Source organism: Streptococcus sp. 9.1 (assembly GCF_016648815.1).
In the GTDB taxonomy this organism is placed as follows: Bacteria; Bacillota; Bacilli; order Lactobacillales; family Streptococcaceae; genus Streptococcus; species Streptococcus salivarius_E.
In genome coordinates, this window is the sequence record NZ_JACLQS010000015.1 from 23,357 (window position 1) to 43,859 (window position 20,503).

Annotated in this window: 15 protein-coding genes, 17 tRNA genes and 1 pseudogene; 1 reads left to right on the plus strand and 32 read right to left on the minus strand. The window is 41.5% G+C overall.

Translation table 11 applies throughout. The annotated features are described in order from the left end of the window. Window positions 1–63: 63 nt before the first annotated feature. A complete protein-coding gene (locus tag H7T93_RS08475) occupies window positions 64–903 on the plus strand; it encodes a CHAP domain-containing protein (RefSeq protein WP_175057344.1) in 840 nt (279 codons plus the stop codon). A 200-nt stretch (window positions 904–1,103) separates the two neighbouring features. On the opposite strand, the pseudogene H7T93_RS10000 reads toward H7T93_RS08475, so the two are convergent. The 32 genes and pseudogenes from H7T93_RS10000 to H7T93_RS08630 all read right to left on the minus strand — a co-directional run. Next, window positions 1,104–1,187, minus strand: a pseudogene (locus H7T93_RS10000) (IS200/IS605 family transposase); the annotation flags it as partial. A gap of 182 nt (window positions 1,188–1,369) precedes the next feature. Continuing rightward, window positions 1,370–2,917: a bifunctional phosphoribosylaminoimidazolecarboxamide formyltransferase/IMP cyclohydrolase gene (purH, locus tag H7T93_RS08480; RefSeq protein ID WP_002889572.1), complete on the minus strand. Its 1,548-nt coding sequence runs from the start codon at window positions 2,915–2,917 to the stop codon at window positions 1,370–1,372. 75 nt (window positions 2,918–2,992) lie between these two features. Next, window positions 2,993–3,541, minus strand: coding sequence for a phosphoribosylglycinamide formyltransferase (purN, locus tag H7T93_RS08485; protein ID WP_037604047.1), 549 nt, complete (start codon window positions 3,539–3,541; stop codon window positions 2,993–2,995). A 184-nt stretch (window positions 3,542–3,725) separates the two neighbouring features. Next, window positions 3,726–4,748, minus strand: a complete 1,023-nt coding sequence (gene purM, locus H7T93_RS08490; protein WP_013989890.1) for a phosphoribosylformylglycinamidine cyclo-ligase — start codon at window positions 4,746–4,748, stop codon at window positions 3,726–3,728. 170 nt (window positions 4,749–4,918) lie between these two features. Then, complete coding sequence (purF, locus tag H7T93_RS08495; protein ID WP_002889568.1) at window positions 4,919–6,358, minus strand: amidophosphoribosyltransferase; 1,440 nt, start codon at window positions 6,356–6,358, stop codon at window positions 4,919–4,921. A gap of 155 nt (window positions 6,359–6,513) precedes the next feature. After that, window positions 6,514–10,239: a phosphoribosylformylglycinamidine synthase gene (locus tag H7T93_RS08500; RefSeq protein ID WP_201041821.1), complete on the minus strand. Its 3,726-nt coding sequence runs from the start codon at window positions 10,237–10,239 to the stop codon at window positions 6,514–6,516. Window positions 10,240–10,305: 66 nt separating this feature from the next. After that, window positions 10,306–11,013, minus strand: a complete 708-nt coding sequence (gene purC / locus H7T93_RS08505; RefSeq protein WP_037599463.1) for a phosphoribosylaminoimidazolesuccinocarboxamide synthase — start codon at window positions 11,011–11,013, stop codon at window positions 10,306–10,308. Window positions 11,014–11,275: 262 nt separating this feature from the next. Further along, window positions 11,276–11,521, minus strand: a complete 246-nt coding sequence (locus tag H7T93_RS08510) for a phosphopantetheine-binding protein (RefSeq protein WP_049545080.1) — start codon at window positions 11,519–11,521, stop codon at window positions 11,276–11,278. Further along, complete coding sequence (plsX, locus tag H7T93_RS08515) at window positions 11,521–12,525, minus strand: phosphate acyltransferase PlsX (RefSeq protein ID WP_013989885.1); 1,005 nt, start codon at window positions 12,523–12,525, stop codon at window positions 11,521–11,523. Before plsX ends, H7T93_RS08510 begins: the two co-directional genes overlap by 1 nt. 211 nt (window positions 12,526–12,736) lie before the next feature. After that, window positions 12,737–13,510 carry a DNA repair protein RecO gene (recO, locus tag H7T93_RS08520; RefSeq protein WP_195918216.1) on the minus strand — a complete coding sequence of 258 codons (774 nt, stop codon included), beginning with the start codon at window positions 13,508–13,510 and terminating at the stop codon, window positions 12,737–12,739. Then, on the minus strand, window positions 13,497–14,672 hold the full coding sequence (locus tag H7T93_RS08525) for a pyridoxal phosphate-dependent aminotransferase (protein WP_175057342.1): 1,176 nt from the start codon (window positions 14,670–14,672) through the stop codon (window positions 13,497–13,499). The genes recO and H7T93_RS08525 overlap by 14 nt, the downstream gene beginning before the upstream one ends. A gap of 91 nt (window positions 14,673–14,763) precedes the next feature. Further along, window positions 14,764–15,729, minus strand: a complete 966-nt coding sequence (locus tag H7T93_RS08530; protein WP_002886286.1) for a ribose-phosphate diphosphokinase — start codon at window positions 15,727–15,729, stop codon at window positions 14,764–14,766. A gap of 212 nt (window positions 15,730–15,941) precedes the next feature. Further along, window positions 15,942–17,459, minus strand: coding sequence for a CHAP domain-containing protein (locus tag H7T93_RS08535; protein WP_175057341.1), 1,518 nt, complete (start codon window positions 17,457–17,459; stop codon window positions 15,942–15,944). 84 nt (window positions 17,460–17,543) lie between these two features. Beyond that, the gene (gene mreD / locus H7T93_RS08540; protein WP_175057340.1) at window positions 17,544–18,068 is read right to left on the minus strand and encodes a rod shape-determining protein MreD; all 525 of its coding nucleotides are present in this window, start codon (window positions 18,066–18,068) and stop codon (window positions 17,544–17,546) included. Between the two features lies 1 nt (window position 18,069). Further along, the gene (mreC, locus tag H7T93_RS08545) at window positions 18,070–18,900 is read right to left on the minus strand and encodes a rod shape-determining protein MreC (protein WP_049545166.1); all 831 of its coding nucleotides are present in this window, start codon (window positions 18,898–18,900) and stop codon (window positions 18,070–18,072) included. Window positions 18,901–18,958: 58 nt separating this feature from the next. Then, a tRNA-Ser gene (locus H7T93_RS08550) sits at window positions 18,959–19,046 on the minus strand. Window positions 19,047–19,050: 4 nt separating this feature from the next. Further along, window positions 19,051–19,124, minus strand: a tRNA-Ile gene (locus H7T93_RS08555). Between the two features lie 31 nt (window positions 19,125–19,155). Then, window positions 19,156–19,226: transfer RNA gene (locus H7T93_RS08560), tRNA-Gly, on the minus strand. A 9-nt stretch (window positions 19,227–19,235) separates the two neighbouring features. Beyond that, window positions 19,236–19,308 (minus strand) — tRNA-Phe (locus tag H7T93_RS08565). Window positions 19,309–19,311: 3 nt separating this feature from the next. Then, window positions 19,312–19,385 (minus strand) — tRNA-Met (locus H7T93_RS08570). 9 nt (window positions 19,386–19,394) lie between these two features. Beyond that, window positions 19,395–19,484: transfer RNA gene (locus tag H7T93_RS08575), tRNA-Ser, on the minus strand. Window positions 19,485–19,503: 19 nt separating this feature from the next. Continuing rightward, a tRNA-Ile gene (locus tag H7T93_RS08580) sits at window positions 19,504–19,577 on the minus strand. Between the two features lie 16 nt (window positions 19,578–19,593). Continuing rightward, window positions 19,594–19,667, minus strand: a tRNA-Met gene (locus tag H7T93_RS08585). Window positions 19,668–19,672: 5 nt separating this feature from the next. Continuing rightward, window positions 19,673–19,746 (minus strand) — tRNA-Pro (locus H7T93_RS08590). 6 nt (window positions 19,747–19,752) lie between these two features. Further along, window positions 19,753–19,826, minus strand: a tRNA-Arg gene (locus H7T93_RS08595). 14 nt (window positions 19,827–19,840) lie between these two features. After that, window positions 19,841–19,926: transfer RNA gene (locus H7T93_RS08600), tRNA-Leu, on the minus strand. Window positions 19,927–19,932: 6 nt separating this feature from the next. After that, window positions 19,933–20,004: transfer RNA gene (locus H7T93_RS08605), tRNA-Gly, on the minus strand. A gap of 6 nt (window positions 20,005–20,010) precedes the next feature. Beyond that, window positions 20,011–20,083: transfer RNA gene (locus H7T93_RS08610), tRNA-Thr, on the minus strand. A 12-nt stretch (window positions 20,084–20,095) separates the two neighbouring features. Continuing rightward, window positions 20,096–20,177: transfer RNA gene (locus H7T93_RS08615), tRNA-Leu, on the minus strand. A gap of 5 nt (window positions 20,178–20,182) precedes the next feature. After that, a tRNA-Lys gene (locus tag H7T93_RS08620) sits at window positions 20,183–20,255 on the minus strand. Window positions 20,256–20,274: 19 nt separating this feature from the next. Continuing rightward, window positions 20,275–20,347: transfer RNA gene (locus H7T93_RS08625), tRNA-Asp, on the minus strand. A 2-nt stretch (window positions 20,348–20,349) separates the two neighbouring features. After that, window positions 20,350–20,422, minus strand: a tRNA-Val gene (locus tag H7T93_RS08630). Window positions 20,423–20,503: the final 81 nt, after the last annotated feature.

A 20,503-nucleotide genomic window follows, 5' to 3' on the forward strand; every position in this document is an offset into this window, starting at 1 on the left:
TGAAAATAGACAAATTATCTTCATTTTCCAGAAAAACTACGAATAGGTAGGTGGAGGTTAAAAATGAAGAAAAAATTACTTAATTGTCTTTTACCGCTAGCTTGTCTAGCGACTGTTTCGGTTTCGTGTAGCTCCTCTGCTCAGGCGGCTGTCCTCGGAGATGACTACCCTTCCTCTTGGAAATATGGAGGCTTCGGCGTTGATCCTTGGACTATGTACTGGCGTCAGTGTACATCCTTTGCGGCCTATCGCCTCAGTAACACCAATGGTTTCAACCTACCTGTAGGCTATGGGAATGCCATTACATGGGGAAGCATCGCACGTGCCAATGGTTACCGTGTCGACATGAATCCTGCCGTTGGAAGTATCGCTTGGTTTTCAGACGGTGTCAACGGAGCTGGATATATGGGACATGTTGCTTGGGTAGCCGAGGTAAATGGTGATCAGGTGACTATTGAAGAATACAACTATAATGCTGGGCAAGGGCCTGAGAAATACCATAAACGCAGTTTCCATAAGAGTCAAGTGTCTGGTTATATCCACTTTAAAGACCTCGAATCAGGAGCTCAAACTAGTAATCCAACCAACTCTTCTATCAAAGTTGGCGATACTGTCCGATTTACAGGTACTTTCCGTGTAACATCTATAGTAGGAAATAACATCACCAGCCAAGATTTAGCAGGAGGCACACCAACCAAACACAATATCGTTGATCCTGGACCTGTTCTTGAAGTTGATGGACAAGGCAATCCAACTTCAGACCAGTACCTCAATCCTGGTGAGACCTTTACTATTCCAGGTAACTTCAAAGTGCTAGCCATTGACCCACCTAGCGATGGCGTCCTCGTCCAAATCGGAAATCGCAAGACTTGGGTAACCCAGTCTGTCCTTGAAAAGGTTTAAATCTATTGAACAATCGTGAGAACGGTTGTTTTTTTGATACTATGAAATCATAACCATCCGTCTAATGATATGATATCAGAACGGGTGACTTGCTCTTCGGCTGAAAGCCTCTGCTACCGGCCGAGGCCTAAAGGCCCACCAAATGGTTTCCCTTTAGCACCACCTTTGCTAGCTGACCCGACTAGCGGATCTCTTTAATACTACTTTCTTTTATTCTTCTCACCTGTAAACGGATCATACTCCTCAAAAAGACTGAGCTGATCTGCTATCACGTCTTCTTGTATCGGAACCACTAGCACAGCTAGTGGTTTTCGTGAGACAACAAAAAAGCCCAGCGGATGCTGAGCTCTTAGGAGATTTATGAAAAAGAAAAGTTTTTTAGGATGGTATTAGTATAACTTGGAGAACTTAAAGGAAACTTAAGGCATCTAAAAAACATCCAATTTCTTGGATGCTTTGTAAATTCTTAATGACGGAAATGACGAACGCCTGTAAAGATCATTGTCAAACCATGTTTATCAGCCGCTTCGATTGACTCTTGGTCACGCACTGAGCCACCTGGTTGGATGATAGCCTTAATACCTGCCTTGGCGATTTCTTCCACGTTATCTGCAAATGGGAAGAAGGCATCTGAAGCAAGAACAGCGCCATCAAGACGGTCTTTAGCTTGGTCAATGGCGATACGGACTGAAGCCACACGGTTAGTTTGACCAGGGCCAACACCAAGTGTCATGTGGTCGTTAGTCACGATGATACCATTTGATTTGACGTACTTGATAGCTTTCCAAGCAAACTCAAGAGCTGTCGCTTCTGTTTCAGTTGGTTGGCGTTTCGTAACCACTTGCCAGTCAGCTGGACTTTCTTTAACAACATCTTGGTTTTGAACGAGAAGTCCACCGACAACACCAGTGTATTCTGCTTCTACTTCGCTAGCATCTTGAGCGTCAAATGGCAACTCAAGGATACGCAAGTTTTTCTTCTTGGTTGTCAAGATTTCAAGCGCTTCGTCTGTGTAGCTTGGTGCAATGATGATTTCAAGGAAAACACCATGCATTTTCTTAGCTGTCGCAGCATCAACTTCACGGTTGAGGACTACAATACCACCGAAGATTGACACTGGGTCAGCTTCATAAGCGTAGTCCCAAGCTGTTTCAATGTCATCAGCTTGACCGATACCACATGGGTTCATGTGTTTGAGAGCCACAACTGTTGGACGGTCTTTGAAATCACGGATGATACGGATAGCAGCATCAGCATCACGGATATTATTGAATGACAATTCTTTACCGTTAAGTTGTTTAGCTGAAGCAATTGAGTAAGCCGTTGGCAAACCTTTTTGGTAGAAGTCTGCGTCTTGTTGCGGGTTTTCACCGTAACGCATTGGTTGCTTGAGGTCATAAGTCAAAGTGAGTTTTTCAGGTTTTGTTTCACCCACTTGAGCTGTGAAGTATTCCGCAATCAAAGCGTCGTATGAAGCTGTGTGACGGTATACTTTCGCTGCCAAACGTTGGCGAGTTTCGTAGCTTGTTTCGCCGTTTGCTGACAATTCATCAAGAACAACAGCATAGTCAGCAGGGTCTACAACAACTGTCACGCTAGCATGGTTTTTAGCTGCTGAACGAAGCATTGATGGACCACCGATATCGATGTTTTCAACTGCGTCAGCGTAAGTTACGTCTGGTTTGAGAATGGTTTCCTTGAATGGATAAAGGTTTACCACAACAAGGTCAATCAATTCGATATTATTGTCCTTAGCCGCTTGAAGGTGGCTATCGAGGTCACGACGAGCGAGGAGACCACCGTGGATATTTGGGTGGAGAGTCTTCACACGTCCGTCCATCATTTCTGGGAAACCAGTCACATCGTCAATGGCGATAGTGTCTACCCCAGCATTGTCAAGGGCAACCTTGGTACCACCTGTTGAGATGATGTCCCAACCGAGTTTTTTGAGTTCTTGGGCAAATTCAACGATGCCCGCTTTGTCTGAGACTGAAATAAGTGCTCGTTTAGTCATTTTCTTTCTTTTCCTTTTTTAAAAAAGTTCTTTATCTGCTACAGTCGAAAATTTTCTTTCAGCTCTAGCACTTTCTTATTTTCTCGCTACACCCAAACTATCCAACACTTCTGGATAGAGTTTGTACTCTGCTTCGTGGATGCGAGTTTCGAAAGTATCAAGGGTATCACCTTCAAGGCGTGGCACACGGACTTGTTTGATGACCTTTCCGGTATCAACGCCAGAATCCACCCAGTGAATGGTCACACCAGACTGATCCACGCCAGCATTCCAAGCATCCTCAATACCATGAGCCCCTGGAAATTCAGGGAGATAAGCCGGGTGAATATTGATAATACGGCCTTCGTAAGCTGCTAGCAAGGTTGGGCCGACGATTTTCATATAACCGGCCAAACAAACCAAATCAATCTGGTGATCATCCAAGAGTTTGACGATAGCTTCTTCATAAGACGCTTTATTGTCAAATTCCTTGAGTTCAAAGGCATGGCTAACCACATTAAGATTCTTGGCACGTTCCAAGACATAGGCATTACGGTGATCTGAAAAAACAAATTCTACTGGAAATTGTTCCGCAATCACCTGAAAGTTTGAGCCGTTGCCAGAGGCAAAAACAGCAATCTTCATATTCGATACAAAGGGACGTTTCGGCTAGCCGAACAGTTTCGTAGAAAAATAGGAAATCATTGCTGGGTGCTTGCACACAAAATGATTTCTCTTTTTTCCTAGAAAATGAGTCCCGTGTTCAGTTAGGCTTACTAACCAAACACTCCTTTCTACAATTTCTCCGTACAAAATGGTGATAGCACCATTATTTAATCACCACACTAGCGCCATCTTTCTTCACAATACGACCGATTTCATAAACAGGTTCGTCAAGAAGTTCTTTGACACGTTCCACATTTTCCGGTTTAACCGCAAGCATGAGACCAATACCCATGTTGAAGATTTCAAACATTTCTTCGTGTTTGATTTCACCATATTTTTCAAGAGCTTTGAAAATTGGAAGAACTGGCACTTTGCTTTCGTCAATTTCAGCAGCCAAGTCATCTGAGAACATACGTGGCACATTTTCGATGAAACCACCACCTGTGATGTGGGCAATTCCATTCACCAATTCTTCTTTGATGAGTGGCAAAGCCGCTTTGACGTAGATACGAGTTGGTTCAAGAAGAACGTCTTTAAGTTTTTTGCCTTCAAGTTCTGGGAGAACTTCTTCACCTGTGTAATCCGCAAAGACACGACGCACGAGTGAGTAACCGTTTGAGTGGATACCGCTTGAGGCAAGTCCAAGAAGCACATCACCTTCAGCCACTTTTGAACCGTCAATGATTTGTGATTTTTCAGCGATACCTACTGCGAAACCAGCCAAGTCATAGTCGTCTTCACCGTACATACCAGGCATTTCAGCAGTTTCACCACCGATGAGGGCGGCACCAGCCTGCACACAACCTTCAGCCACACCAGCAACGACCTGTTCCAATTTAGCTGGTTCATTTTTACCAGTTGCTACGTAGTCAAGGAAGTAAAGGGGCTCAGCACCTGCAGCGATAATATCGTTAACACACATAGCCACACAGTCTTGACCGATAGTATCGTGTTTATCGTACTTGATAGCAAGCATGAGTTTAGTACCGACACCATCTGTACCTGAAATCAAAACGGGCTCTTTGACACCTGTTTTTGAAAGGTCAAACATACCACCGAAGCCACCGAGAGCTCCCATGACACCTGCACGCTCTGTACGGGCAACATGTTTTTTGATACGTTCAACAACTTCATAACCTGCTTCAACGTCCACACCCGATTGGGCATACGCATTTTTATTTGTCATTTGTTTATTCCTTTTCTTTTTTCGAGAAAAATACTAGTCAGGTCTCCAGCTTTGACTCCATAGGGCAAAGCGTCTACTGACAAATGCTTTAGCTTTTAGTCAGTAGTTAGACGTGGAGCGTAAGCATTTTTAGACATAATTTTTTACTCTTTTTTCCTTCTAGACTACTCTTAATAGAAAGAAGTGTGTTCTTTCAAACTTTCCAAATAGCGTTCTTCGTAATCGTACAATGGTGTTGGATATTTACCATCGAAGTAAGCCACACAAAGGCCACCGTTTGGTGCATCTGTGTCAATTCCAATAGAATCAATCAAGCCATCAATTGATAAGTAAGTCAAGCTATCCGCACCGATGATTTCTCGTGTTTCCTCAACTGTATGATTGGCCGCAATCAATTCCTTACGTGTTTGAATATCGATACCGTAGAAACATGGATAGGCAAGGGCTGGACTACCGATTGCTACGTGAACCTCTGTTGCTCCTGCTTCTTTTAGCAAATTAACGATACGACGTGAGGTCGTCCCACGTACAATAGAATCGTCAATCATAACCACACGTTTGCCTTTAACAACACCTGATACGGCAGAGAGCTTCATACGAACCCCTTGCTCACGTAATTCTTGTGTTGGTTGGATAAAGGTACGTTGAGTGTATTGGTTTTTAATCAAGCCCATTTCATTTGGCAAGCCTGATTCTTCTGCAAATCCCATGGCTGCGCTAAGTGATGAATTAGGCACACCAACTACAATATCTGCTTCATGTTTGAATTCACGTGCCAATTGAGCACCCATACGTTTACGAGCTGTATGGACATTGACCCCTTGGATATTTGAATCAGGACGGGCAAAGTAAATATACTCCATTGAGCAAACAGCCAATTGGGTGTCCGTTGTATAGTTATCGTAAGTAATGCCATTATCATCGATGATAACAACCTCACCTGGATTCACATCGCGAATCCACTCTGCTCCAACCACTTCAAAGGCACAGGTTTCAGATGAAACCACAATAGCTCCATTGGCCATCTTACCAATAGAAAGGGGACGGAAACCATTTGGATCCAAGGCTGCAATGAGCTTGTCCTCAAGCATGAGGAGGTAAGCAAATCCACCTTTAACAGTGTTCAAGGCTTCTTTCACCTTACCCATGAAGGATGGGTTATGGCTACGACGAATCAAGTGGGCCAAAATTTCTGAGTCAGAAGTCGAGTTAAAGATTGCACCATTTTTTTCCAACTCACGTCTAAGTGACTCTGCATTAGTCAAGTTCCCGTTGTGGGCAAGTCCAAACTGATTGTCATAAAACTTAAACAAGAAAGGTTGAATATTGTCTACAGAAGCTTCACCAGCAGTCGCATAACGAACATGACCGATAGCAGCTGTTCCAGTTAGCTTGTCCAAGTTGGCTGGATCACGAAAAACTTCTGAGAGAAGCCCCATATCACGATGACGCTTCAATTGACCCGCATCATTTGAGAGAATTCCTGCTCCCTCTTGACCACGGTGTTGGAGACTGTGAAGTCCGAAATAAGTTAATTTGGCAGCATCTGGGTGACCCCAGATACCAAAAACACCACATTCTTCATTAAGAGATTTAACTTCGTATGTCATTTTTTATACCTTTTATTTTTGATATTTTCCTTATGCAAGGCGAACGAAAAACTGTTTCTAGCCTCTCATTTCACTAATTGGAACTTAAGGTTTCAAGCTCTTTAAAACTACTGCTACATTGAAAAATATCATTACTGAGTGCACTTGACACTCTATTATTTTCCAGTAAAGTATTTAACCGCTGACGCAAAGAGGTGTTGGTCTTTATTTCCTGGAATATTTTGGAAGAGACCCTCTTCGAAACGTTCTGAGTGACCCATCTTACCAATAATTTGACCGTTCTTGCTTGTGATACCTTCGATTGCATTGACAGATCCGTTAGGATTGTATTTAGAATCCATGCTTGGTTTACCTTCGAAGTCAACATATTGGGTAAAGATTTGACCATTGTCACGAAGCTCTGCAAATTCCTCAGCTGTCACGACAAATTTACCTTCACCGTGTGATACTGGGATGGCATGGATGTCACCAACTTCTACTCCAGCAAGCCATGGTGAGTTCGTGTTGGCAATACGTGTTTCAACCATCTTAGCCACGTGTTGGTTGGCATCATTGTAGAAGAGTGTTGGACTCGTGCTGCTTGCATCTTCAAAGTTACCGTATGGAAGAAGACCTGATTTAACAAGGGCTTGGAATCCGTTACAGATACCAATAATCAAACCACCACGTTCGATGAAGCTATCAATAGCTGCACGTACTTTTTCATTGAGCAAGATGTTAACGATAAATTTAGCTGATCCATCTGGTTCATCCGCTGCTGAGAAGCCACCTGCAAAGAAGATAATGTTAGCTTTTTCGATATTGTCAACCATGATGTCAACAGACTTGACAATAGCTTCTTCATTAAGTGTTACAAATGGTACCAAGTTAACTTTTGCACCTTCTTTTTCAAAGGCCTTAGCTGAATCGTACTCAGAGTTAGTACCTGGGAATACTGGAATGTAAACCACTGGTGTCTCAACTGTTTCTTTAGCTTTAATCACAGCATCTGATGCCACAGCTGGTACTTCTTCCAACTCAGTTGCTTGTGCAAATTCCGTTGGGTAAACCTCTTCCAATTTACCTTGGAAGGCACTGTCAAGTTTGTGTCCATCAAGCGTTACACCATTGACAGTAAGTGTAAAGTCAGCTGCTGTTTGTCCAATCTTGGCAATACCTGCAATTTCTTCAGGCGATGTGAAGATGAATCCGCCCAATTGGGCTGTCAAGCTGGTGTCAAGGTCAGCTAATTCGACGTTAGCACCGATATGGTTCCCAAATGTTGCAAGGGCAAGAGCTTCAAGGACACCACCATATTTGACAGCTGATGCTGCTGTCACTTTGTGATCAGCTTGGATGGCTTCAAACTTAGCAAAGTTAGACTTGATAAGATCAAAGTCAATTTCTTGTGCCAAAGCTTGACCTGGGATGTAATAGATATTTTCACCAGCAGCTTTAAATTCTGGAGAAAGGACCTTACGGCTATCTGCAGTTGTGACACCAAAAGCAACTAAAGTTGGTGGTACTGTCAATTCTTCAAAGGTACCAGACATAGAGTCTTTCCCACCGATAGATGGCAACCCAAGTTGAATCTGAGCTTCAATGGATCCAAGAAGAGCTGATACTGGTTGACCAAAACGCTCTGCTTGTTTATCCATACGCTCGAAGTATTCTTGATAAGAGAAACGAGCCTTAGACCAGTTTGCACCAGCAGCAACCAAACGAGCGGTTGCTTCGATGACCGCATAAGCAGCACCATGATATGGAGACCATTCTGCTACATAAGGGTTGAACCCTTGCGCCATAACAGAAGCAGTTGTTGTCACACCATGTTGGACTGGCAATTTCTGTACAGAAGCTTCAGTTGGTGTGATTTGGTAGCGACCACCAAGTGGGTGATTGACTGTTGAACGACCAACTGAGCTATCAAAGATGGTTTGTAAACCTTTTTGACTGGCATGGTTAAGGTCAGCCAAAACTTCAAGAGTATCAGCTTCAAGGGTTTCGGCAGAGGTTTGGCGTTCTTCTGGAAGATTAACATCCTTGTCAACCACCTTAGCATCTACAACCACACGCACACCGTTTGTATCAAGGAAACGACGTTCCAAATCAACGATGGTTTCGCCATTCCAGTGCATGACAAGATTTGGTTTTTCAGTCACTGTCGCAACGACAACAGCATCAATATTTTCTTTATTACATTCAGCAACAAAAGCGTCTACATCATCTGGACGAACCACTACAGCCATACGTTCCTGAGATTCAGAAATGGCAATTTCTGTACCGTTCAAACCTTGGTATTTCAATGGTACTTTGTCTAGATCAATTTCAAGACCATCTGCCAATTCACCGATAGCCACACAGACACCACCAGCACCAAAGTCATTTGATTTCTTGATCAGACGAGTCACATCCCCATTACGGAAAAGACGTTGAATCTTACGTTCTTCGATGGCATTCCCTTTTTGAACCTCAGCACCAGCTGTTTCAACAGATTCAACCGTTTGAACTTTAGAAGAACCTGTCGCACCACCGACACCATCACGTCCAGTCTTACCTCCGAGCAAGATAATCACATCACCTGCTTCAGGTTTTTCACGGACAACATTTTCCTTAGGAGCCGCACCGACAACGGCACCTAGCTCCATACGCTTAGCAACGAAACCTGGGTGGAAGTATTCACGAACATAGGTTGTTGCAAGACCAATTTGGTTACCGTATGAAGAATAACCGTGAGCCGCTGTTTTAGAAATCACTTGTTGTGGCAATTTACCAGCACGAGTTTCAGCAATTGGTGTTGTAATATCACCAGCACCTGAGATACGCATGGCTTGGTAAACGTATGAACGACCTGACAATGGGTCACGAATGGCTCCACCAATACAAGTAGCTGCACCACCAAATGGTTCAATCTCCGTTGGGTGGTTGTGGGTTTCGTTCTTGAACATGAGAAGCCATGGCTCTTTCACACCATTGACATCCACTTCAATTTCAACAGAGCAGGCATTGATTTCATCAGACACTTCCATGTCGTCCAAACGACCATTGGCACGCTCATAACGACCAAAAATAGTCGCCATATCCATCAAGGTTTGAGGTTTTTCGGTACGTCCCAACTCATCACGCATGGCAATATACTTGTCATAAGTCGCTTGCAATTGTTTTTCAAATTTAGAAGCAGAGAAGTCGATGTTTTTCAACTCAGTCTCGAAAGTTGTGTGACGACAGTGGTCAGACCAGTAAGTATCCAACACCTTAAGCTCAGTCTCAGTTGGCACACGACCAATAGACTTGAAGTAATCTTGAATGAATAGAAGGTCATCCACTTCCATTGCCAATCCTTGCTCTGCCTTATACTTAGCAAAATCTTCTGCCGTATAAGTTTCAAAGAAATCCAAACTTGGAATGGTCTTGTTAGACTCAGAGAAATCCTGTTTAGCAATGCCAACAGTGATGTCTTTGAAACGAGAATCCACTGGGTTCAAGAGGTAGTTTTTGACAGCTTCCAACTCATTCGCATCAATATCCTTGTTAACCAAGTAAAGTTGCGCTGTGTTCACCGTTACATCATTTGAACTACCAAGCAAAAGCAAAGCTTCCTGTGAAGATGCCGCACGTTGGTCAAATTGACCAGGCAAACTTTCGATAGCAAAGAAAGCATACTTCTCAAGATCAGCCTTAACCGCGGCTTCATCCAAAACAGTATCGGTCACTTGCTCAGAGAAAATATGTTTTTCCGCACGCGCAAACAAGTCCTCTGCCAAATTAAAGACATCGTAAACTTGAACAATACGAAGATCATTCAAAGTTTTCAACTGAAGATTATGCTTTAATTCTTTTACTAAAGAGTGAGATTTCACACGAAAATCAGCTTTTTTCTCAACGAAAATACGTTTATCCATTTTATTTCCTTTATCTATTTCTACTTAAAGATTGTAGTGAAGACCAAGTATTCTATTTGTAAAAGGCTACTTCAATCCTTGTAATTTTTCCAATACAACTTCATAAACATCTGTCAAGCTACCAAGATCACGACGGAAGACATCCTTGTCCATATGGTGCCCTTCAGCATCCCAAAGGCGGCAGTTATCTGGTGAAAATTCATCTGCCAAGATAATTTTGCCATCCTTATCAAAACCGAATTCCAATTTGAAGTCAATCAAACGAAGACCAATTTGTGCAAACCAATCTTTCAGCAATTCATTGATACGACGCGTTTCTTCCTTGATATAAGCAATTTGTTCATCATTGGCAATATCCAAGAACTTCACATGCTCATCATTGATGAATGGATCATCCAAATCATCGTTCTTATAGTAAAATTCAACGATAGGAGTTTTCAAGTCCAAACCTTCTTCCACGCCAAAACGTTTAGAAAAAGAACCCGCAGTCACGTTACGAAGAACAACCTCCAAAGGAATGATTTTCACTTTCTTGTTGAGTTGTTCTGTGTCAGAAATACGTTCGATAAAGTGAGTAGCTACACCCGCAGCATTCAATTTTTCAAAAATAAGAGACGAAATCTGATTATTTAGCACACCCTTTCCCTTAATAGTCTCCTTACGAGCACCATTAAGCATAGTTGCTTGGTCCTTATAGACCGACTTAATCACATTTTCGTCTTCTGTACTATAAATATCTTTAGCTTTACCAGTATAAATTAGTTGGTTTGACATGGTATTGTTCGCCTTTCAAGTTTATTCTTTCTAATTATACCACACCAGAATCCAAAAACCAATATATAGCAAACTTTATTACTTTAGTAAAAAAACAACGTTCGTCTTTTGATTGTTTTTTAGAGTTTCCTAATAAAAAATGTATAGAAAAAAGGAGTGTGACAGAACTAAATCCATATAACATTTAGTTTCTTGCCTCACTCCCACAAAATAACAATCATATAATACACAACTATTATACTCTTATCTAACTCTAGCTTTCTTATTCTTTATTCAATTTCTCAGACAAATAGTCCAACAAATCAGCTACCTTAACCATATGGTCAATAGTATCATCGGAAATCTCAAGAGCAAACTCATCCTCCAAATTAATAATGAATTCCATAAGCTCTATTGAATCCACACCCAAGTCATCTAATTTGGTGTCTTCGGTTAAAACAATGTCCTCTTTACCCATCTGCTCTTGAATCACGAGCTGCATTTTCTGAAGAATTTCTACTCTACTCATCAGTTAGCCTCCTCTTTCGGACTAAAGGCTTCAACTAGCTGCTCAACAACCTTAGTATCAAGCATCGTACGAACCTGCTTAATAGTGTAGTAAACTGCCTTAGCATCACTAGATCCATGACATTTTACTACGGGAGCTTTAAGACCAAAGAGAACCGCACCTCCGGCGCTAGAGTAATCCATAGTCTCTTTCATACCTTTTAGACTATCCTTCAATAGGAAGGCACCTAACTTAGCTTTAAGACCACCATTCATGATAGCTGACTTAAGAGTCTTCATGGCACCAAGTCCCGTTCCTTCAATTGCCTTAAGAACTGCATTTCCTGTGAAACCATCAGCGACTACTACATCAGCAGCTCCTGACATAATTTCACGCGCCTCAACATTACCAACAAAGTTAATACTTGGCTCCTTAGATAGGAGTTCAAAAGCCTCCTTACGAAGACTATCCCCCTTTGTTTCCTCAGTCCCATTATTAAGGAGACCTACACGAGGGTTGGCAATGCCACGCACATTTTTAGCATAGAAAGAGCCTAAAATAGCATATTGATGCAAATGACTAGCTGTATTTTCCGCATTTGCACCTAAATCAAGCATATCAAAGGGTTGACCAGTAAAACTTGGCATTGTTGACATAAGACCTGGACGCTCAACTCCCTTAATACGTCCGACCACGAAGAGACCTGCGGCAAGAAGGGCACCTGTATTTCCCGCAGAAATCACGGCACCTGCTTTTTTCTCCTTAACAGCTTGTGCACCTAAGACCATTGAAGCTTTTTTCTTCTTGCGAATAGCTTTAGCTGGCTCATCATCCGAATTTATCTTTTCATCAGTATGCACAATGCTCACACGTTCATTCGCTGTCAAATAAGTCTTGATTTTAGCTTCATCACCATAAAGCTGGATTTCAATATCTTTGAAATCTGCTATAGCTTGGTTGACTCCCTCTACAATTGCTTGTGGCGCATTATCGCCACCCATAGCATCTACTGCAATTACATGCATAGCATTCTCCCTCTCGTCCTCTGCCATAAAAAACAAACTCAGATTTCTTTCAATAAAATATTAGGTAACTAAAATAGACTAGTTCACTGTTTCTAGCAGAGTCTTTCAGCTTATTATCTTATTATTATAGCACGAACTGACCTGCATTTTAACCCCTGAGACTGAAAACCATTACTTTCCTGTTTCACGTGAAACAAAAAGAAGATAATGTCTAGTCAGCACTATCTTCTTTATTCATAATATGGCCCCAAGAATTTAGATTATCAATAAACTTCTTACTTTTAAGATGTATTCCAACATAATTATCATAGAGGTCATCGATAAAATATCGTAGCTTTCGTTTCATGTCATCCTTAACAGATATGCTTCTCAATTCTTCAAAGGAAAGCCCCTGAAAACGATCTAAAAGATAAGGCACATTAGGGTCCAAGTGACTACGCCTTTCATCCTCTGCATAGTGATTTGGACAAAGTAGCCCCGAGAACTTAAACGAGAAATCAAAAGGAAGGCCTACACGATGACAAAAGACACACTCGTGAAAATTCAAGCGTACGCCGAAACGGTCTAAAACCTGAATCTCAAAGATATTAGTCAATATTTCATGATCCAAGCCTTCTTCCATTAATTCAAGCGTCTTCTCCAAGAATACAAATAATTGCGCATCTGTCACACCATCAGCAATAGTAGCATCTGTCAATGCAGCCAAATAGGTCGCATAAGACAGCTTGAAAATATCGCTTGTAATTTCCTTGAAGGACTCTGCCTGGCTATAATCTTCTATGAAAGATAGACCTTCATCATTTACAGTCATCATGAATTCAGCGATGGTCAAAGGTTGAATGACAGCACTTAATTTACCTGCCCCACCACCTCTAACAAAAAACATCCGTTTACCAGCTTGCTCGGTAAAAATTTTAACTAGTTTATCATTCTCACGATAATTACGATTGAAGAGGACAAGCCCTCTACTCTCAAGCTTCTGCATGTTCTTCCATAAACTCTTTCAAACGAGTCATAGCTGTTTCAATAGTATCCATGCTAGCCGCATACGACAAGCGAACAAAGCCTTCGCCATACTTCCCAAAAGCGACCCCTGGGATAATCGCAATAGCTTTTTCACGAGCAAAGTCTTGGCAGAACTTAAAGGAGTCTTGAGTATACCCTTCTGGAATCTTAGCAAAGATGTAGAAAGCACCGTCAGGTTTAATAATTCTGAAACCAAGTTCAGTCATTTTTTCAAGAATATAATCACGACGCTTCAAGTACTCAACTTTCATTGGTTGGGCATCATCCTTACCAGCAGACAAGGCTTCAATAGCTGCAAATTGCGCCATTGTTGCTGCAGCTGTTACCAAATATTGGTGACTCTTAATCAACTGAGCCGTCAAGACTGCAGGTGCGAAAATTAAACCAATACGCCACCCTGTCATCGCATGAGATTTAGACAAACCATTAATCAAAATCGTTTGTTCCGGCAAATACTCAGCAATAGATACATGGTGATCCACATAAGTTAGCTCAGAGTAAACTTCATCACTAACAACAAAAATATCGTATTTTTTCAGAACTTCAGCCAAATCTTTAATCTGTTGACGTGAGTAAGTCACACCTGTTGGGTTAGTCGGGTAGTTAAGCAAAATAGCCTTAAGCTTATCTCCCTGCTCCAAAATTGCCTTTTCTAACATCTCCGGAGTCAAAACAAAATCATTAGCTGTTGTATCAATTTCGACAATTTCAGCACCAACTAGATTTGCAATCGGCTCATATCCTGGATAGGCTGGTGCAGGTAAAAGAATCGTATCACCTGGCTCCAAAATCGCTGTCAAAGTTGCAGAAAGGGCTTCTGTAGCTCCAATAGTCACCAATATTTCATTTTCTGGGTTATAAGTAAGATTGTATTTTTCCTTAACAAACTCCGCAGCTGCCTGACGTAAGGCAGGAAGCCCTGCCATACCTGTATAGTGTGACTGGTTAGCATCGATAGCAGCTTTAGCAGCCTCTTTTACATGATCTGGAGTTGTAAAATCAGGTTCACCAAGTGTCAACTTTTTGATCCCTGGTACATCTGAAATTGATTGGTCAAACTGACGAATCATTGAAACTTCAATCTTATCTAAATTTTTATTAAAACGTTGTGTTAAATCCATCACGGTCACCTCTTTGCAATTATGCCTTACATTATATCAAAAACTCAAACGCATTTAAACATCAAAAAAGCTAGCCTAGGCTAGCTTTAGTCTATTTATGGCCCATTTCAAACAAAGGTGACAATGGACGTTTTTCATGAATACGAATAATTGCCTCTGAAATCAAATCAGCAATTGAAATTTGTTCAATTTTATCAATCAAACGTTCTTCTGGAAGATAAATCGTGTCCAATACGACAAGCTTCTCAATAGCAGATTTTTGAATATTATCAAGTGCTGGACCTGACAATACAGGGTGAGTACATGAGGCATAAACATGAGTTGCACCAGCTTCAGCAAGCGCATCCGCCGCATGACAGATTGTACCCGCAGTATCAATCATATCATCAATCAAGATACATGTTTTACCTTCAACGTTACCAATAATATTCATAACCTCAGAAGTGTTCATTTTATCAACACTACGGCGCTTATCAATGATTGCAATTGGTGTTTTCAAACATTGAGCAAGTTTTCGTGCACGAGTCACACCACCATGGTCTGGAGAAACAACAACAACATCATCCCCAGTAAGACCAGCACGATCAAAGTAATCTGCGATAAGTGGTGCACCCATCAAATGGTCTACAGGAATATCAAAGAATCCTTGAATTTGAGAAGCATGGAGGTCAACTGTCAAAAGTCGATCAACACCTGCAACCTCAAGCATATTAGCAACCAACTTAGATGTGATTGGTTCACGTGAACGTGCCTTACGGTCTTGACGTGCATAACCATAATAAGGCATAACAACACTGATTGTTTCTGCACTTGCACGTTTTAATGCATCAACCATAATCAAGATTTCCATCAAGTTATCATTTACAGGGGAGCTTGTAGATTGAAGAATAAAAACGTGATGACCACGGATAGATTCTTCAATATTAACTTGAATCTCACCATCTGAAAATTCACGAACACTTGATTTTCCGAGTTCAATACCCATTTTATCAGCAACTTTTGCTGCTAATTCCTGGTTAGACGATAAAGCAAACAACTTCAAATTCGTATAAGACATGATTTCCTCCAAAATATCTACTAAACCATTCTACCTTTTTTTAGATTGATTTTCAATGCAAAATAAATGGTGTCACAGTAACTTAACAAGACTAAAAAGATTTAACCTTAACCTCGACATTTTCCCGTCTAAAAGCTGTTCCAGAAAGTAAAGACATTTTGCCATAAAATAAAAACGACTCGAGAAAATTCGAATCGCTTTTTTTGTGTTCATTATGGGTAAATATAATATACAGAACCACCGTGAGCTGAAGATGTTGGATCAAATGTACCACGGTAGTTACCGATTGACATGTTACCAGCATAGTTTGATTCCATAACTTGAATTGAATTTGAACCTGATGCTGATGTTACGTAAGCTACGTGACCATAACCACCACCATCATTTGGCCAAACCGCAATTGCACCGGCTACAGGAGTCGTACCAACTGAGTGACCAGCTGCTTGTGCGCTAGCAATCCAGTTTTTAGCATTACCCCAGTAATTACCAACCCATGAAGCTAATGATTTAGCACCCCAAGTACATTGACCAACTGGATATGTATTAGGAGTTGATGCTGCTGATACTTTAGGTGTTTCAGCAGCAGGAGCTGGAGCTTCTGAAGCTGCAGGCGCTTGACTTGCAGGTGCTTCTGAAGTTGCCGCAGGTGCTTCGCTAGCAGGAGCTGGAGCTTCTGAAGCTGCTGGAGCAGCTGATTCTGGTTGTGCTTCAGATGTTACTGGGGCAGCAGGCTCTTGTTGTGCCTCTGACGCAGCTGATTCTGGCTGTGCTTCAGATGTTACTGGAGCAGCAGGCTCTTGTGTTGCTTCTGAAGTTGCAACAGTTGGCTCTTGAGTAGTTTCTGAAGTTTCTGATGAAACCGGTTCTTGTGCTACTTCTGAGGCTGTCGCTGTTTCTGAAACAGTAGCTTCAGAAGGTTGAGCTACAGCTTCTGAAGTTGCTGCCGCCTCTGATTGAGCTACAAATGCTGCCGCTTCTGAAGATGCTACTGCTTGTGCTGCTGCCTCTGATTCTGCAATTGCTTGAGACTGAGCAACTGATGCTGCAGTTGAAGCTGCCACAGCTTCTGCAGTTGATTTAGCAGAAACAAGTGATGTTTTTTCATCTTGTGCTGTAGCCAATTCTGCAGCCAAAGTAACTTGTGCTGCTTCTAGTTCAGCTTGTTGAGTTGTCAAACCAGCTTCTGTTGTTTCAAGCTCAGCTTTATTAGTTGCAATTTCATTAATAGCAGCTTGGTTTTGTTCTTGCTTTGCAGCAAGCTCTTTTTGATCAGACTCTTGTTTTGTCAACATGTCATTATTAGCCGTAACAACTTTTGAAATAGCTGTGATACGAGTAATAGCTTCAGAGATTGACTTAGAGTTCAAGATAGAGTTGATGTAGCTAGTCGCAGTATTATTTTGTTGAGCACTACGAGCTTGTTTCGCCAAAGAATCTTGACGAGCTACAATTTTACTTGATAATTCTTGAATTTCAGATTCCAAATCTGCTGACACTTTTTCAAGTTCAGCATTTTTAGTTTCCAATTCTGATTTTTGTGTTCTAAGTGTAGATACTTGAGATTGGATTGTAGCAACTTGTGCTTGTGCAGTCTCTTGTTGAGAAGCAAGGTTACTAATTGCATTATCTGCAGCAGCGATTTGCGAATCATAATCCTCTGCATGTACTGATGCAGCTGCTGATAAGGTTACACCACTTACCAACACTGCAGAAAGAATACGTTTTTTCATAATATAAAATACTACTCCTTTTCGATAAGACCTTCTTATTGTAACAAAAAATGACGCAAACTTTGTTACGCCAATATTACAGTTCTATTTAAATCTATCAACTGACAGATATAAAAATAATTTTTCAAGAATAGGTTTAATAAAGATAAAGATCAAAAGATTAAATACTATACTAGGACTTAGTTGATAAATAATAAAATCAGTCACAGACTCATTGGTGAAACCATAAAATACGGCAAAGCCAAAATTTATGGTATCAAAAAGAAATAAGAATAAAAACATTAACAAAAAATCAACATAGGTATTTCTCTTAACAATTCGTCCTAGCTGAGTTAACAGATAGCATAACAGTGGCAGAGTTAGAATCACTATACCAACTGTTTTGAAATAATAGGTATCATAAAGAAATCCAAAACAAATAAGGTAAAGAAATGCATACTTATTTGGAAAATCAAGAGTTAAGATGAAAATATAAATAATAAAAAGATGAGATGATAGAAAAAATTCAGGGGATAAATAATGATTAAGTATCATAGAAATATGACCATCCCATAGAAAAGGGACAATACTCAGTAAGAAAGGAATAATAGAATACTTGGACAATTTCATATTATTTACCATCTCCAACTAAAGTAACATAAGAAATTTTATCAAAATCAGCATAAGGTTTTACCAAAATCGTACGATTTCCTTCATAATCAATAACAGAGTCTACAGTACCAATTGGAACATCCTTTACTGATACATCATCAAGACCACTTGTGACTACTTCAGTGCCGACCTTAACGTTAGAAGATGAATTAAGTTGTGTCATCTCTAATAGCTTCTTTTTATTGTCATAACGTGATATAATCCCGAAAATCTGATTATCGTCCTCTGATTTAACACTAGATGCAAGGTAGCTATCACTAGAACTACTAGAAAGTAAAGAAATAGTTGTTGTATCATCATAAACTTTAGTTACAAAGCCAATAACTCCACCATTAGAAGTTGCTAGCATAGATTTACTAACATTCTTAGACTTACCCACATTAATAGTTAACTCTTTTAACCAAGTCACAGAAGGTCTCATAGAAACTTCAGCAGTGAGAACATTATCACGACTTAGCTTGTCCGAAAGATTAAGCGATGCTCTTAAAGAATCATTCTCTTCTTGCAAGTTAGAAATAATAGCCGATTGATTTTCTAAATTTGATAAAGATTTTTTTAAATCACGATTCTCAGAATAAGTTGATAAAAGATCAGAAAGAACATTGTGAGATTTTGATAGTGCAGTAAATGGAACTGAAACCACAGAGTCTACTTTTGTAACCAAACCAGATACATTAAAAGAGATATCCTTCGTTAATTTTTTATTAGTAAAGACAAAAGAAAAAAGCATTACAAAAAATAGAATAATAATAAACCCATAAAGAAGAAATCGATAAAAACTATTTTTCATTTTGTCACCTCAAAAAAAAGAAAACGAATTATCTAAAAGATAATTCGTCATAATACTACGGAGAATGGGGGATTCGAACCCCCGCGCCAGTTACCCGACCTAACGATTTAGCAAACCGTCCTCTTCAGCCTCTTGAGTAATTCTCCAATATGGGCACGAGTGGAATCGAACCACCGACCTCACGCTTATCAGGCGTGCGCTCTAACCATCTGAGCTACGCGCCCAAGCAAATGCTTGGCTATAATATCCAAATAAAGCGGGTGACGAGAATCGAACTCGCGACAACAGCTTGGAAGGCTGTTGTTTTACCACTAAACTACACCCGCTTAACAAAATGGCGCGAGACGGAATCGAACCGCCGACACATGGAGCTTCAATCCATTGCTCTACCAACTGAGCTACCGAGCCATATTGCGGGAGCAGGATTTGAACCTACGACCTTCGGGTTATGAGCCCGACGAGCTACCTAGCTGCTCCATCCCGCGTTAATTATAAGGAGGATGTGGGATTCGAACCCACGCACGCTTTTACACGCCTGACGGTTTTCAAGACCGTTCCCTTCAGCCGGACTTGGGTAATCCTCCAAATATTATAATTAATATATGGACCTTGTAGGACTCGAACCTACGACCGCTCGGTTATGAGCCGAGTGCTCTAACCAGTTGAGCTAAAGGTCCAAGAAATCCATATATATAGCGGCGAAGGGGATCGAACCCCCGACCTCCCGGGTATGAACCGGACGCTCTAGCCAGCTGAGCTACACCGCCATAAATCGGGAAGACAGGATTCGAACCTGCGACCCCTTGGTCCCAAACCAAGTGCTCTACCAAGCTGAGCTACTTCCCGATAAAATGCACCCTAGAGGAGTCGAACCTCTAACCGCCTGATTCGTAGTCAGGTACTCTATCCAGTTGAGCTAAGGGTGCTCATTATTTTATTATGCCGAGGACCGGGATCGAACCGGTACGAAAGTTTCCTTTCGCAGGATTTTAAGTCCTGTGCGTCTGCCAGTTCCGCCACCCCGGCTCCTCAAGCGAACGACGGGATTCGAACCCGCGACCCCCACCTTGGCAAGGTGATGTTCTACCACTGAACTACGTTCGCATTTTATGCCGGCTACATGACTTGAACACGCGACCCTCTGATTACAAATCAGATGCTCTACCAACTGAGCTAAGCCGGCTAACTTTTCTAATGCGGGTGAAGGGACTTGAACCCCCACGCCGTTAAGCGCCAGATCCTAAATCTGGTGCGTCTGCCAATTCCGCCACACCCGCATATATGACCCGTACTGGGCTCGAACCAGTGACCCATTGATTAAAAGTCAATTGCTCTACCAACTGAGCTAACGAGTCTCAAATATTTCTACTTGAACGGTCCCGACGGGAATCGAACCCGCGATCTTCGCCGTGACAGGGCGACGTGATAACCGCTACACCACGGGACCTATGGGAGTTAACGGGATCGAACCGCTGACCCTCTGCTTGTAAGGCAGATGCTCTCCCAGCTGAGCTAAACTCCCTTTGCGCTAAGCGACTACCGTATCTAACAGGGGGCAACCCCCAACTACATCAGGCGTACTAGGGCTTAACTTCTGTGTTCG

Excerpts from the sequence above, each read along its gene's own strand:
- H7T93_RS08510 (WP_049545080.1), bottom strand. The coding sequence starts at position 11,521 with ATGAGTAGAGTAGAAATTCTTCAGAAAATGCAGCTCGTGATTCAAGAG.
- H7T93_RS08525 (WP_175057342.1), bottom strand. The coding sequence starts at position 14,672 with ATGGATTTAACACAACGTTTTAATAAAAATTTAGATAAGATTGAAGTT.
- H7T93_RS08500 (WP_201041821.1), bottom strand. The coding sequence starts at position 10,239 with ATGGATAAACGTATTTTCGTTGAGAAAAAAGCTGATTTTCGTGTGAAA.
- purH (WP_002889572.1), bottom strand. The coding sequence starts at position 2,917 with ATGACTAAACGAGCACTTATTTCAGTCTCAGACAAAGCGGGCATCGTT.
- mreC (WP_049545166.1), bottom strand. The coding sequence starts at position 18,900 with ATGAAAAATAGTTTTTATCGATTTCTTCTTTATGGGTTTATTATTATT.
- recO (WP_195918216.1), bottom strand. The coding sequence starts at position 13,510 with ATGCAGAAGCTTGAGAGTAGAGGGCTTGTCCTCTTCAATCGTAATTAT.
- purC (WP_037599463.1), bottom strand. The coding sequence starts at position 11,013 with ATGTCAAACCAACTAATTTATACTGGTAAAGCTAAAGATATTTATAGT.
- purM (WP_013989890.1), bottom strand. The coding sequence starts at position 4,748 with ATGACAAATAAAAATGCGTATGCCCAATCGGGTGTGGACGTTGAAGCA.
- purF (WP_002889568.1), bottom strand. The coding sequence starts at position 6,358 with ATGACATACGAAGTTAAATCTCTTAATGAAGAATGTGGTGTTTTTGGT.
- mreD (WP_175057340.1), bottom strand. The coding sequence starts at position 18,068 with ATGAAATTGTCCAAGTATTCTATTATTCCTTTCTTACTGAGTATTGTC.
- plsX (WP_013989885.1), bottom strand. The coding sequence starts at position 12,525 with ATGCATGTAATTGCAGTAGATGCTATGGGTGGCGATAATGCGCCACAA.
- purN (WP_037604047.1), bottom strand. The coding sequence starts at position 3,541 with ATGAAGATTGCTGTTTTTGCCTCTGGCAACGGCTCAAACTTTCAGGTG.
- H7T93_RS08475 (WP_175057344.1), top strand. The coding sequence starts at position 64 with ATGAAGAAAAAATTACTTAATTGTCTTTTACCGCTAGCTTGTCTAGCG.
- H7T93_RS08535 (WP_175057341.1), bottom strand. The coding sequence starts at position 17,459 with ATGAAAAAACGTATTCTTTCTGCAGTGTTGGTAAGTGGTGTAACCTTA.
- H7T93_RS08530 (WP_002886286.1), bottom strand. The coding sequence starts at position 15,729 with ATGTCTTATACGAATTTGAAGTTGTTTGCTTTATCGTCTAACCAGGAA.